The sequence below is a fragment of the Verrucosispora sp. TAA-831 genome, assembly GCF_050780145.1.
Lineage (GTDB): Bacteria > Actinomycetota > Actinomycetes > Mycobacteriales > Micromonosporaceae > Micromonospora.
In genome coordinates this window covers 1,245,229-1,258,125 of the sequence record NZ_CP192240.1, presented here as the reverse complement: position 1 = coordinate 1,258,125, position 12,897 = coordinate 1,245,229, and the positions used below count along the sequence as shown (strand labels likewise).

Here is a 12,897-nt window from a genome sequence, read left to right as displayed (position 1 = left end):
TGCCCCGATCGGAGTGTCCCCGGGTGCCGTCGGGCGGCTCAGGCGTGCCCACCGAGGACCAGGGTCACCGCCACGTACCCGTCCACGGACCGCCTGCCGGGCGCCGACCGCTCGCCCACCGGAAGGTCGACGCGGTCGAACCCGGTGGGCACGCCGGCCGTCTCGACCATCTCCTCCCGCTGTTCCTGGAGTTGGCGTGGCTTGTACCAGCGGTGGTAGGTGAGCACGCCGCAGCAGCAGAGCATGAGCAGCAACGCGCCGACACCGAGCAGGAGCCCCACCACCAGGCCGGTGCGGGGCCGCCTGCGTGGTGCCGGTGCCGGCGGGAACGGTCCCGGACGCGGCGGATGGGCGTACGGTCCGGGCGGCGGTGGCCAGACGCCCGGCGACTGTGGCGCGAACGTCGGCGGGTACGGCCCGGCGGGTGGCCGGCCCGGCGCGGGGGATGCCGGTCGGTCGGCGGGGCGCGGGTCGGGTGGGCCGGCGGAGGGGTCGCTCACCCGCGCGATCCTAGAGTCCGACCGACACCCCCGCTGCCCGCTCCCGGGGCAGGCTCAGATGTCGTAGCTGGCGCCCGGCCGGACCACGTCCAGCGGGCCGCTGTACGCCGACGCCGCCGACGTCACGGTGTGCGCCTCGCTACCCCAGGCGGCCACCAGGTGGGTCAGCAGCAGCCGCCCCACGTTGGCCTTGGCCGCCGCCTCGCCCGCCTCCCGGCCGGTGAGGTGCAGGTCGGGTGGATTGTCCACGCCGTCCAGATAGCTGGCCTCGCAGAGGAAGGCGTCGGCGTTCTGGGCCAGCCGCAGCAACGCCTCACAGGGGGCGGTGTCCGAGGAGTAGCAGAGCGTCCGGCCGCCGTGCTCCAGCCGCACGCCGTACGTCTCGACCGGATGCAGCACCCGGTCGACGGTGACGGTGAACGGGCCGATCGGGAACGTGCCGGGTTCCAGCGCGTAGAACTGGTACACGTCCTCGACCGTGCTGTCCTCCTGCCCGTACGCGGTGGCGAGCCGGTCCGGAGCACCGGCCGGGGCGTACACCGGGAGCGGCGGGTACGGGCCGTCCGGGGCGTAGCGCCGCACCACCACGTACGACGCGGCGTCGAGGATGTGGTCACAGTGCAGGTGCGTCAGGAGGATGGCGTCCGGGGCGTGCAGCCCGGCGTAACGCTGGAGGGTGGACAACGAGCCCGGGCCGAAGTCCACCAGGAGCCGGAAGTCCTCGGCCTCGACCAGATAGGCCGAGCAGGGGGACTCGGGTCCGGGGAAGCTGCCCGCACAGCCCAGGACGGTCAGTCGCATCGAGTTGTCTCGCTGTCACGATAGGTAGCGATCGAGCCGGTCGCCGCTCCGGAGATGATCAATACCGACGCGTACGCCACGCTGCGCAGCCTACGCCCGCCCACCTGGAGGCAAGAATGATCCGCTGGAAGTTGTCACCAACGTGACACCCGTTCCGCCCATCCGATCGAGGCCGGGTTACCGGACCGGCCGATCCGGAGCGTCCGACGCGACGAGGGCCACCGGCACCACGCCGATGACCCTCGTCGATGTCGCTGGGCTCAGGCCCAGAGCTGCCCGTCCAGGGCGTCCTCCGCGTCGGCGAGCGTGCCGCCGTACGCCCCGGTGCTGAGGTACTTCCAGCCGCCGTCGCTGACCACGAACGCCACGTCGGCACGGCGGCCGTCGCGCACCGCCTCGTGTGCCATCGCCAGAGCGGCGTGCAGCACCGCCCCGGTGGAGAAGCCGACGAAGAGTCCCTCCACCTCCACCAACTGCCGGGTACGCAGCACCGCGTCGCGGGTGCCGACGGAGAACCGCCGGTTGAGCACGGTCGCGTCGTAGAGCTCCGGGACGTACCCCTCGTCGATGTTGCGCAGGCCGTAGACCAGCTCGCCGTAGCGCGGCTCGGCCGCGACGATCTGGATGCCCTCGACCTTCTCGCGCAGGTAGCGCCCGGTCCCCATCAACGTGCCGGTGGTACCCAGCCCGGCCACGAAATGGGTGATCGTGGGCAGGTCGTGCAGCAGCTCGGGACCGGTCGTCTCGTAGTGCGCCCGGGCGTTCGCCTCGTTGCCGTACTGGAACAGCATGACCCAGTCCGGATGCTCGGCGGCGATCTGCTTCGCGGTCGCCACCGCCTGGTTGGAGCCGCCCGCCGCCGGCGAGAAGATGATTTCCGCACCGTACATCCGGAGCAGTTGGATCCGCTCGGTGGAGACGTTCTCCGGCATCACGCAGACCAGCCGGTAGCCGCGCAGCTTCGCCACCATGGCCAGCGAGATGCCGGTGTTCCCGCTGGTCGGCTCAAGAATCGTGTCGCCGGGCCGGAGTCGGCCGGCCTCCTCTGCCGCCCGCACCATGAACAGCGCGGCCCGGTCCTTGACGCTGCCGGTCGGGTTGCGGTCCTCAAGCTTGGCCCACAGCCGCACCGGCGGTGCCCCGTCGGGCACCGTCGGCGACAGTCGGGGCAACCCCACCAGGGGCGTGCCGCCACAGGCGTCCAGCAGGCTGTCGTACCGCGTCATCGCGGCCGCCTCAGCTCGTGGCGACGGGCGCGCGACGCCCGGCGCGGGGCACAGTGCCCCCGGCGACGACGCTGTGCTGGCTGATCGCCGCAGCGGCGGCACTGTGCTGGCTGATCGCCGCGGCAGCGGCGAAGCCGAACGCGCCACCGGCCACGGCGGGCAGGATGGTGACGCTGTCGCCGTCGTTCAGCTTGGCGTCCAGCGCGCCCAGGAAACGGACGTCCTCGTCGTTGACGTAGACGTTGACGAAGCGGTGCAGCGCACCGGCCTCGGTGACCAGCCGGCCCCGCAGCCCGGCGTGCCGGGAGTCCAGGTCGGTGAGCAGGTCGTCCAGCGTGTCACCGCTGCCCTCGACGACCTTCACGCCGCCGGTGTAGCTGCGCAGGATGGTGGGGATGCGAACCTCGATGGCCATGTTGTCGTACTCCTCGATCGGGTGTCTCGGTGACGGGAAAGGTGCGCGGGTGCTGACGGGAATCAGCGGCCCGAACACTCGTAGTCGACCGTCGCCGGGCTCTGCCCGAACATGTACGACTGCACGGCGTGCGGATCCACCCCGGCGTCGAGGATCCGCACCGGCTCCTCGGTGACCACCCCGTCCACGATCCGGAAGGAGCGGATCTCCTCCGTGTCGGGTTCACGGGTGGAGACGAGCAGATAGTGGGCGCCGGGCTCACCGGCGAAGGAGATGTCCGTCCGCGAGGGATACGCCTCGGTGGCGGTGTGCGAGTGGTAGATCACGATCGGTTCCTCGTCGCGGTCGTCCATCTCGCGCCACACCCGCAGGTGCTCCATCGAGTCGAACTCGTAGAACGTCATCGAGCGGGCGGCGTTCTCCATGGGGATGTGCCGGGTCGGGGTGTCGCTGCCGACCGGGCCAGCGACCACGCCGCAGGCCTCGTCGGGGTGGTCCCGACGGGCGTGGGCGACGATCGCGTCGACGATCGACCGGTCGATGCTCAGCACGACGCCAAGACTAGCGCCCAGCGCCCCAAGACCGCGAGGTCGCGCCGGTCACAGTCACTCGATCAAGGCGTTGAGCAGGGACTCCTGGAGATAGCCGAGATACGCGTAGACCGAAAGCTGGAACACCCGGCTGGAGGACGGATCCTCGGCGACCGCATCGTCCAGTTCTGCCCCCAGATCGGTGCCGTCCTTGATCTCCAGCCGTACGCCCATCGCCAACCGGGCGTCGTTCAGTGCCCGCAGCCACGCCTCGGCCGCCTCGGCGTCCAGGCGTACCTCCTCGCCGCCGTCACCGTCGTCGGGCAGCGCGGCCAGGATCGCGCCGGCCTGGTCGATCTTGGCCGTCTTCAGGTCACCCTCGGTGTAGCGGCGGAACTCCGCCGTCCCCGCCCCGTCGTCGGGATAGACCTCGGGGAAGAGTCGGCACACCACCGGGTCGGAGTGGTCGAACCCGTCGGTCAACAGCCCGACCACCTCGGAGGCGACCTTGCGCAGGACGCGCACCTCGTCGACGGCGAACGTGGCGACGTACCGGTCGCCCCGGCGGCGGAACATGCTCACGAGCGCTCCACCGTCGCCCACAGCCCGTACGCGTGCAGTTGTGAGGCGTGGTGCTCCATGCGCTCGCGGGCGCCGCTGGAGACCACCGCCTTGCCCTTGTGGTGCACGTCCAGCATCAACTGCTCGGCCTTCTCCCGGCTGTACCCGAAGAGCTTCTGGAAGACCCAGGTCACGTACGTCATGAGGTTGACCGGGTCGTCCCACACGATCGTCACCCACGGCCGATCGGAGGCCGGCACCTCATCGGTGTCCGGGGTCTGCGCCGGTGCAACCTGCGGAGCCGCCATGCCTCCCATCGTGCCACCGGATCGGCGGAACCGAGGAACCGGAACGCCGGACCGGTCGGGATCGCCACCGACCGCCGCACGATGACCACGGCCGGTCGTCCTGAGCGCGCACCCGGGCACCCCGGTGGCGGGGCCGCCGGGGTGCGCCGCGTGCCGGTCAGGCGAGCAGGATGCCGTGTTCGGCTGCATCGGACAGCACCATGCCGAGCGAGAGGCCGACCGCCTCGAACCGCCGGGCGATCTCCCGGGACAACTCCAGCTCGATCTCCCGCAGCGCCCGCTGCGACCAGGCCCGCGCGGCGCTCTGGTCGGCGTTGGCGGGCGTACGCCAGTGTTGCCAGCAGCCACCGGCCAGGGACACCGCGACCGGCGGCAGGATCTCGGTCCGCGGCACGGTGGGGTACGCCGCCAGCCCGTCGATCGCGGCGGAGCCGGTCAACGACGCCACCCCGGCGGTGCTGGTGACCAACAGCACCCGCTCCAACTCCGGGCCGGTGACGTGGTCGGACATCCCCCAGCGGACCGCCTTGGTGATCCGGCGACGCACACCTTCCGGCAGCGGCGCGCCGAAGAGCCGGCCTGCGACGTCCTCGACCAGTTCCCGCACCGCGTGGTCGCACTGCACGGTGGCCAGCAGGGACAACGCCTCCAGCTCCCGGTCGAGCAACCGCGGCAGACCGGCGCAGCCGGTGCCGAAGACGATCTCCTGGACCACCCGCAGGTGCAGCTTGGCCAGTTCCAGCGCCAGATGCTGACGAATGCGCCGGCCTTCGGACCGCACCTGCCGGTCGAGTCGTTCGGACCACTCGCCCGCCTCCGGCAGCACCGGCACCCGGCCGTGCAGGCCGGGCACGTCCGGCGGGTCGAGGCTGGAACGTTCCAGTTCCTCGTCGGAGGCCCACCCGACGAGTGCCCGCCGCAGATCCAGCGCGTCGCCCTCGACGATCGGGAACCAACGGGCCGTCGCCAGGCCGGGTACGGCGGCGAGCAGCGTGGCCCGCTGCGCCTCGACGATGACCGTGATCGGATCGACCGCCGCACCGGCGGGCGCCTCGGCCGGTTCCGCCGACGCCCAACCGCTCGCGCCCGGCGTGACCGCGAAGAAGACCTGTACCGGGCTGTCCACCACCTCGGCGAGCAGGTGCAGCTCGGCGGCGCTGAACGACTGGTCCGCCGCGATCACGAACAGCAGCGCGCCGGCCCGACCGGCGGCGTCGAGCACCACCCCGGCACCGGCCCGCCCGAGCGACGCGATGTCCGGCGTGTTCACGAGGCGGTACCGCTTGAGCAGCGGATCGGTCAGGCTCAGCTCGACCCGGCGGGGCGGCCGGGCCAGCGCCGGCCCGACCTCCGGCAGGTCCGTCCGGTACGAGAACGGCGCCCGGTAGCCGGGCACGTAGGCGGACCGGCTCGCCTCGGTCGCGTGCCGCACCACCAACCAGCTCCCGGCCGGCACGGTGAACATCGCGGCATCGAGGTCCAGCAGGGCGGCCAGCACGTCAGCCCGGCCGGCACCGGCCGGTCCCACGGCGACCACTCCGAGGGGTTCACGCGGATCGACGGTCACGCCGAGCCGATCGGGGAACGGGCGACGACCCGGCGGTCCGGTGGCATCGTCGGGGGTACCGAGGTCGTGGAGAGGGCCCGGCTTCATCAGGCGGCGGCCTCCGAGGCTGGGCGGCCGGCGGAGCCGGTCGCGGTGAGCATCCGGGGACGCACCCGGATTTCGGAAGAGTACGGGCGCGGACGTCGGGAATGGGACAAACGAAAGTACTCTTGGGTAACTCCGCGACTACTCAACTTCATCCGCTCGGGCTACCGGCCGGGGCACAGTTCCATCGATATGCTGCGCGAATGAGTCGGTGGAAGTTCGTGGGCCGCACGGCGGAACTCGACCGTCTGCACGCGGCGGTGACCGGCGCCCAGGGCCGGCGAGGCATATTCTTCGCTGGAACCCCGGGTATCGGCAAGAGCCGTCTGCTCCGGGAAGGTGTCGACGCGCTTCCCGTCGAGGAGTACGCGGTCTGGTGGATCGCGGCCAGCGCCACCACCCAGGCGGTGCAGTTCGGCGGCCTGGTGCAGGTCCTACCCGTCGAACAACCACAGGGGCTCTCCCCGGCCGGCATCCTGCGCTGGGCCGTGGACGTGTTGCAGCAGCAGGCCGCTGGCCGGCGGATCGTGCTCGCCGTCGACGACGCCCACCTGCTCGACCCGCCGTCGGCCGCGCTCGTGCACCTGGTCGCCCGGTCCGAGAACGCCTCCGTGGTGGGCACCCTGCGCGACGGCGAGCAGATCCCGCTGCCGATCCGGGCACTGTGGACGGACGGGCTGGTGGACCACGCCGAGGTGAGCCCGCTGCCACCGGCCGAGACCGCCCGACTGCTCCGGGAGATCCTGGGCTGCCAGGTCGACCACGCCTCGTCGGAGCGGCTCGGCCGACTCAGCTCCGGCAACCCCCTGCTGCTGCGCGAACTGGTGCACGCCGTCACCAACAGCGGCGAGTCCACCACGAAGTACGGCGTCTGGACCTGGACCGGCCGGCTGGAGCTGGCCCCCAACCTGACCGAGCTGATCGACATCCGGATCACCCAGCTCACGCCCGGCGTGCGCACGGTCGTCGAGCTGGTCGCGTTCGGCGAACCGCTGGGCCTGCGACTGCTCTACCGGGCGGCGGAACAGGCCGATGTGGAGACCGCCGAGGAGCGGGGCCTGATCACGGTGGCCCCCTCCGACCGGCGGGTCGACGTACGCCTGGCCCACCCGCTCTACGGCGAGGTGGTACGCCGGCAGTGCCCGGTCAGCCGGACCCGCCGGTTGCAGGCGCACCTCGCCGAACTGTTGGAGGGGGTCGGCAAGCGACGCCGTGAGGACCTGCTGCGGGTCGCCGTGTGGCGACTGGACTCCGGCACCGCGCAGGACCCGGCGATGCTCGTCGACGCGGCCGGTCAGGCGTTCGCACGCTACGACGTACCGCTGGCGACCCGGCTGGCGCGGGCCGCGCTCGACGCCGACGGCGGCTTCGACGCGGCCGAGTTGCTGGCCACCATCCTGATGTTCGCCGACCGCCCGGCCGAGGCGCTCGGCGTGCTCGACGCCGTCGCCACCGACACCGGTGACGAGGAACGGCTCAGTCGGTGGCTCACGGTCCGCGGCATGGTCAGCTACTGGGGACTCAGTCAGCATTCGACGGTGGAGGAGATCGCCAAGCGCGGCGGCGACCTCAAGGACCACGCTGCCCAGGCCCGGGTACGCGCCTTCGAGTCGATCATGCGGCTGCACCGGCTGGACGCACCGACCGCGCTGCGGCTCGCCCAGAACGTGCTGGACCGCCCGGCGGCCAGCATCGCCGCGCGGGAACTGGCCCGGTGCGCCATCGCCCACCTCCAGGCGGTACAGGGGCAACTGTGCCGCAGCGCCACCGCGGTCGACCTGGTGCAGGCGAAGGTGGCCAGTTGGCGGTCGGACATGCCGTACCTGCAACTCGCCGTCGAGCTGGCCCGGGGCACCCGGCTGGCGCTCTCCGGCGACCTGTCCGGCATCGACGCGCTGGTCGCCGACGAGTTCGCCGACCTGGCCGACGCGGGCGACTTCCGGCTGGGCAGCGGCTACCTGTCGATCCTGCGCGCGTACGCGGCCCGGCTGCGCGGGCGCAGCGACGCGGCGTTGCAGGCCGCGCTCGGCGCCTGCGCGGTGCTGGCGACCAGCCGGGTCTATGCCGGCCTCGCCCAGGCCGAACGCGCGCAGGCCGCCGCGTTGCGCGGCGACGCCCGACAGGCGGCCGAGGCGATGGCCGAGGCGGACCGCATCCACGCACCGAGCATGGCGGTGCTGTACCCGTGGCTGGAGCAGGCCCGGGCGGCGACGCTCGCGGCCGGTGGTGACCTGGCCGGCGCGACGGCCCACCTGCACGGGCTGGTCGACCGGCTGCGGGTGGACGGCTTCGCCGGACACGAGACCCTGGTGTTGCACGACCTGGTCCGCCTCGGCGAGGCCGCCGCGCCGACCGGCCCGATCTGCTCCGACGGCAGCCGCCGCACGGTCGCCCAGCGGCTGACGGAGCTGTCCGAGCAGGTCGACGGCGACCTGCCTCCGCTGCTGGCCCGACACGCCCGCGCCGCGGCGGATAGCTCACCCGACCAACTGCTCGCCGCCGCCGACGGCTTCCTGGACCTGGGGCTGGCGCTGCCGGCCGCGGAGGCCGCCGCCGAGGCGGTGCACCTGCTGCGCCGACGTCGTTCGCCGCAGCTCGCCAGCGCCGGCGAACGGCTCGCGGTGATGCTCGGCTGCTGTGACATGGTGCACACCCCGGCACTGCGCGCGGCCACCCCGACGCTCAGCGACCGGGAGTGGCAGGTGGCCCGGCTGGCGGCACACGGCGAGACCAGCCGCGCCATCGCTGAGCAGCTCTTTCTCTCCGCGCGGACGGTGGAGAACCACCTCCAGCGGATATACACCAAGCTCGGGGTGACCGGGCGGGCCGAACTCCGCTCGGCGCTGCGGACCATCCCGGGGCACGACGGCACGACGACCGCCTGAACCCTAGGCTGGGGTGGTGCACAGCCTCAGTCCCGCTCTGCTGACGGACCACTACGAGCTGACCATGGTCAGCGCCGCCCTGCGCGACGGTACGGCGGACCGCCGCTGCGTCTTCGAGGCGTTCAGTCGGCGGCTGCCGATCGGCCGACGGTACGGCGTGGTCGCCGGCACCGCCCGGCTGGTGGAGATGATCCGCGAGTTCCGCTTCGACCCGGCCGACCTGGACTTCCTGCGCCGCACCGGCGTGGTCGACGAGCAGGGCGCCGCCTGGCTCGCCGACTACCGGTTCACCGGCGACATCGACGGATACCCCGAGGGCGACCTGTTCTTCCCCGGCTCGCCGATCCTCACCGTCTCCGGCGGCTTCGCCGAGTGCGTGGTGCTGGAGACGCTGGTGCTGTCGGTGCTCAACCACGACTGCGCGGTGGCCGCCGCCGCGGCCCGGATGGTGACCGCCGCCCGGGGCCGGGCCCTGATCGAGATGGGCTCCCGGCGGGCGCACGAGGAGGCCGCCGTCGCCGCGGCTCGCGCCGCGTACCTGGCCGGGTTCCGGTTCACCTCCAACCTCGCCGCGGGTCAGCGGTACGGCATCCCCACCGCGGGCACCGCCGCGCACGCGTTCACCCTGCTGCACGACGACGAGCGGGCCGCCTTCGCCTCGCAGGTCGCCACGCTGGGCAAGGAGACCACGCTGCTGGTCGACACCTACGACATCAGCCAGGGCATCCGTAACGCGATCGAGGTGGCCGGGCCGGAGCTGCGGGCGGTCCGGATCGACTCCGGCGACCTGGCCGTGATCGCGCAGCAGTCCCGGGAACTGCTCGACTCGCTCGGCGCCACCGAGACGAAGATCATCGTCTCCGGCGACCTCGACGAGTACGCGATCGCCTCGCTGGCCGCCGAACCGGTGGACATGTACGGCGCCGGCACCGCCGTGGTCACCGGCTCCGGCGCACCCACCGCCGGGCTGGTCTACAAGCTGGTCGAGGTCGAGGGGCGGCCGGTCGTCAAGCGCTCCGAGCACAAGGCCACCATCGGCGGGCGCAAGGTCGCGGTCCGCCGGCACAAGCCCACCGGCACCGCCACCGAGGAGATCGTCGTCCCGCAGGGCGTGCCGGACCGCCGCCCCAACGACCGGCTGCTGCAACGGTCGTACGTGGCCGACGGCGAGCCGGTGACGCTGCCGACGCTCGACGAGTCACGCGAACACCTGCGCCAGTGCCTGATCTCCATCCCGTGGGAGGGTCTCAAGCTCTCCGCGGGCGACCCTGCCGTCCCGGTCACGGTCGTACCGGCCGGATGACCCTCGTACCCGCCGAGTGAAAGGAGCGCGTCGATGCGCAACGCGCTGATCATCGTCGACGTGCAGAAGGACTTCTGCGAGGGCGGTTCGCTGGCCGTCGCGGGCGGAGCCGGTGTCGCCGCCGGGATCTCCCGGCTGCTGGCCACCGAGCCGGACCGCTGGGACCACGTGGTGGCGACGAAGGACTACCACGTCGACCCCGGCAACCACTTCGCCGACGCACCGGACTACGTCAGCACCTGGCCCCGGCACTGCGTCGTCGGCACGCCAGGGTCCGAGTTCCACCCCGAGTTGGCCACCGACCGGATCGAGGCCGTCTTCCACAAGGGCGAGTACGCCGCCGCGTACTCCGGTTTCGAGGGGCAGGCCCCCGACGGCGCGGGACTGGCCGACTGGCTGCGCCGACGCGGGGTCGACCGGGTCGACGTGGTCGGTATCGCCACCGACCACTGCGTCCGCGCGACCGCCCTGGACGCCGCCCGCGAGGGCTTCGCCACCACCGTGCTGCTGGACCTGACCGCCGCCGTCGCACCGGACACCACCGACGTCGCGCTGCGCGCCTTCGACGGAGCCGGCATCACCGTGCACGGCGCCCCTGTGATCCCCGACGCCTGACCCCCTACCCCCTCTCCCCCCACCGCCCCGCCCCTAGCCCCTGCCCCGGCTCCGGTTGATCATGGAGTTGTGGCAGGGGCACAAGGTGCATCCGGGGCCTACCGGCGACCACATCTCCATGATCGACGTGGCCGGCGTGGCCTGAGGGACGGCCAGGGGCGGCGGCCAGAGGGCGGGCGGGAAGGGCGACGGGCACCGACCCCGGGTGTGGGGTGGCGCCCGTCGTGGTGTGTGCGGTGGTGTCAGCGGCGATCGAGGTCGCTGGAGGTGTCCTCCTGGTAGCTGGCACCGCCGTCGGACTCGCTGGTGAGCGGCTTGGAGCCGCCCTCGGGCGGGCCGGCCAGGCTCTGCCCGGCGGCCAACTCCGGGAACTTGGCGTCGAAGGCGGGACGCTCGGAGCGGATTCGCGGCATCCGGTCGAAGTTGCGCAGCGGCGGCGGGGAGGTGGTCGCCCACTCCAGCGAGTTGCCGTGGCCCCACGGGTCGTCGACCTCGACCACCGGACCGGCCTTGTACGCCTTCCAGCAGTTGTAGATGAACGGCAGCGTGGAGATACCGGTGATGAACGCGCCGATCGTGGAGATCATGTTCAGCGTGGTGAAGCCGTCGATGGCCTGGTAGTCGGCGTAACGCCGGGGCATGCCCTCGTTGCCGAGCCAGTGCTGCACCAGGAACGTGGTGTGGAAACCGATCATGGTCAACCAGAAGTGAATCTTGCCGAGCCGCTCGTCCAGCATCCGGCCGAACATCTTCGGGAACCAGAAGTAGATGCCGGCGAACACCGCGAACACGATCGTGCCGAAGAGCACGTAGTGGAAGTGCGCCACCACGAAGTACGAGTCGTGCATGTGGAAGTCGAGCGGCGGAGCGGCCAGCAGCACCCCGGTCAGACCACCGAACAGGAAGGTGACCAGGAATCCGACCGACCAGAGCATCGGCGTCTCGAAGCTGATCTGGCCGCGCCACATGGTGCCGATCCAGTTGAAGAACTTCATACCGGTCGGCACGGCGATCAGGTAGCTCAAAAAGCTGAAGAACGGCAGCAGCACCTGGCCGGTGGCGAACATGTGGTGCGCCCACACGCTCATCGACAGGCCGGCGATGGCGATGGTGGCGGCGACCAGACCCTTGTAGCCGAAGATCGGCTTGCGGGAGAAGACCGGGATGATCTCGCTGATGATGCCGAAGAACGGCAGCGCGATGATGTAGACCTCGGGGTGCCCGAAGAACCAGAACAGGTGCTGCCACAGCATCGGGCCGCCGGTGTCCGGGCTGTAGACGTGGGCGCCGAGGATGCGGTCGGCGGCAAGCGCGAAGAGCGCGGCGGCCAACAACGGGAAGACCAGGATCACCAGGAGGCTGGTGACCAGCATGTTCCAGGTGAAGATCGGCATCCGGAACATGGTCATGCCGGGCGCGCGCAGGGTCAGGATCGTGGTGATCAGGTTGACCGCGCCGAGGATGGTGCCCAGACCGGAGATGGCCAGACCGACCACCCACATGTTGGCGCCGACACCGGGGGCGTGCTCGGTGGTGCTCAGCGGGGTGTAGGCCGTCCAGCCGAAGTCGGCCGCGCCACCCGGGGTGAGGAAACCGGCGGTGGCCATGGTGCCACCGAACAGGTACAGCCAGTACGCGAAGCTGTTCAGCCGCGGGAACGAGACGTCCGGCGCGCCGATCTGGATCGGCACGATGTAGTTGCCGAAGGCGAACACGATCGGCGTCGCGAAGAACAGCAACATGATCGTGCCGTGCATGGTGAACAGTTGGTTGTACTGCTCGGGCGAGAGGAACTGGAGCCCGGGCCGGGCCAGCTCGGCCCGCATGATCAGGGCCATCAGACCACCGATCATGAAGAACACGAACGCGGTGACCATGTACATGATCCCGATTTGCTTCGCGTCCGTGGACCGCAACAGCCGCGCGATGGCCGACCCCTTGACCGGCTCCCGGACCGGCCAGGGCCGGGTCACGACCGGCTTCGGTGCGACGGTGGTCACGAGGGGCCTCCGGTTCCTGGGTTGTCCCGCTCGGCACGCGTGTCTCTGCGGGCCGTCATCCGCAAGGAGGATAGTCCCCGGCAGGTGAGAGCGCCGCGTGGG

General features: G+C 71.5%; 12 protein-coding genes. 3 read left to right on the top strand and 9 right to left on the bottom strand.

Annotated elements, in window-relative coordinates:
• Window positions 1-38: 38 nt before the first annotated feature.
• The 8 genes from ACQVFL_RS05715 to ACQVFL_RS05680 form a co-directional block, all read right to left on the bottom strand.
• Window positions 39-500: a hypothetical protein gene (locus ACQVFL_RS05715; protein ID WP_431728849.1), complete on the bottom strand. Its 462-nt coding sequence runs from the start codon at window positions 498-500 to the stop codon at window positions 39-41.
• 54 nt (window positions 501-554) lie between these two features.
• Window positions 555-1,301: an MBL fold metallo-hydrolase gene (locus ACQVFL_RS05710; RefSeq protein ID WP_396697829.1), complete on the bottom strand. Its 747-nt coding sequence runs from the start codon at window positions 1,299-1,301 to the stop codon at window positions 555-557.
• A 260-nt stretch (window positions 1,302-1,561) separates the two neighbouring features.
• Window positions 1,562-2,527: a PLP-dependent cysteine synthase family protein gene (locus ACQVFL_RS05705; RefSeq protein WP_396697831.1), complete on the bottom strand. Its 966-nt coding sequence runs from the start codon at window positions 2,525-2,527 to the stop codon at window positions 1,562-1,564.
• A gap of 10 nt (window positions 2,528-2,537) precedes the next feature.
• Window positions 2,538-2,942: a MoaD/ThiS family protein gene (locus ACQVFL_RS05700; protein WP_396697833.1), complete on the bottom strand. Its 405-nt coding sequence runs from the start codon at window positions 2,940-2,942 to the stop codon at window positions 2,538-2,540.
• Window positions 2,943-3,004: 62 nt separating this feature from the next.
• Window positions 3,005-3,493, bottom strand: coding sequence for a M67 family metallopeptidase (locus ACQVFL_RS05695; protein ID WP_309223777.1), 489 nt, complete (start codon window positions 3,491-3,493; stop codon window positions 3,005-3,007).
• 54 nt (window positions 3,494-3,547) lie between these two features.
• On the bottom strand, window positions 3,548-4,048 hold the full coding sequence (locus ACQVFL_RS05690; protein ID WP_396698037.1) for a DUF2017 domain-containing protein: 501 nt from the start codon (window positions 4,046-4,048) through the stop codon (window positions 3,548-3,550).
• A 2-nt stretch (window positions 4,049-4,050) separates the two neighbouring features.
• Window positions 4,051-4,341: an ATP-dependent Clp protease adapter ClpS gene (clpS, locus tag ACQVFL_RS05685; RefSeq protein WP_396697835.1), complete on the bottom strand. Its 291-nt coding sequence runs from the start codon at window positions 4,339-4,341 to the stop codon at window positions 4,051-4,053.
• 157 nt (window positions 4,342-4,498) lie between these two features.
• Complete coding sequence (locus ACQVFL_RS05680; RefSeq protein ID WP_396697837.1) at window positions 4,499-5,995, bottom strand: hypothetical protein; 1,497 nt, start codon at window positions 5,993-5,995, stop codon at window positions 4,499-4,501.
• A 200-nt stretch (window positions 5,996-6,195) separates the two neighbouring features.
• On the opposite strand from ACQVFL_RS05680, the gene ACQVFL_RS05675 reads away from it, so the two are divergent.
• The 3 genes from ACQVFL_RS05675 to ACQVFL_RS05665 are packed head-to-tail and all read left to right on the top strand — an operon-like array spanning window position 6,196 to window position 10,795.
• Entirely contained in the window at window positions 6,196-8,877 is a 2,682-nt protein-coding gene (locus tag ACQVFL_RS05675; protein WP_431728848.1) for a LuxR C-terminal-related transcriptional regulator, read from the top strand.
• A gap of 16 nt (window positions 8,878-8,893) precedes the next feature.
• Complete coding sequence (locus ACQVFL_RS05670; RefSeq protein WP_396697841.1) at window positions 8,894-10,180, top strand: nicotinate phosphoribosyltransferase; 1,287 nt, start codon at window positions 8,894-8,896, stop codon at window positions 10,178-10,180.
• Window positions 10,181-10,213: 33 nt separating this feature from the next.
• Window positions 10,214-10,795 carry an isochorismatase family protein gene (locus ACQVFL_RS05665; RefSeq protein ID WP_431728847.1) on the top strand — a complete coding sequence of 194 codons (582 nt, stop codon included), beginning with the start codon at window positions 10,214-10,216 and terminating at the stop codon, window positions 10,793-10,795.
• 242 nt (window positions 10,796-11,037) lie between these two features.
• On the opposite strand, the gene ctaD is transcribed toward ACQVFL_RS05665, so the two are convergent.
• Window positions 11,038-12,795, bottom strand: coding sequence for an aa3-type cytochrome oxidase subunit I (gene ctaD / locus ACQVFL_RS05660; RefSeq protein ID WP_396697845.1), 1,758 nt, complete (start codon window positions 12,793-12,795; stop codon window positions 11,038-11,040).
• Window positions 12,796-12,897 lie beyond the last annotated feature (102 nt).

Coding starts and splice junctions, on each gene's coding strand:
- ACQVFL_RS05710 (WP_396697829.1), bottom strand. CDS start 1,301: ATGCGACTGACCGTCCTGGGCTGTGCGGGCAGCTTCCCCGGACCCGAG.
- ACQVFL_RS05705 (WP_396697831.1), bottom strand. CDS start 2,527: ATGACGCGGTACGACAGCCTGCTGGACGCCTGTGGCGGCACGCCCCTG.
- ACQVFL_RS05700 (WP_396697833.1), bottom strand. CDS start 2,942: ATGGCCATCGAGGTTCGCATCCCCACCATCCTGCGCAGCTACACCGGC.
- ACQVFL_RS05690 (WP_396698037.1), bottom strand. CDS start 4,048: ATGTTCCGCCGCCGGGGCGACCGGTACGTCGCCACGTTCGCCGTCGAC.
- clpS (WP_396697835.1), bottom strand. CDS start 4,341: ATGGCGGCTCCGCAGGTTGCACCGGCGCAGACCCCGGACACCGATGAG.
- ACQVFL_RS05680 (WP_396697837.1), bottom strand. CDS start 5,995: ATGAAGCCGGGCCCTCTCCACGACCTCGGTACCCCCGACGATGCCACC.
- ACQVFL_RS05675 (WP_431728848.1), top strand. CDS start 6,196: ATGAGTCGGTGGAAGTTCGTGGGCCGCACGGCGGAACTCGACCGTCTG.
- ACQVFL_RS05665 (WP_431728847.1), top strand. CDS start 10,214: ATGCGCAACGCGCTGATCATCGTCGACGTGCAGAAGGACTTCTGCGAG.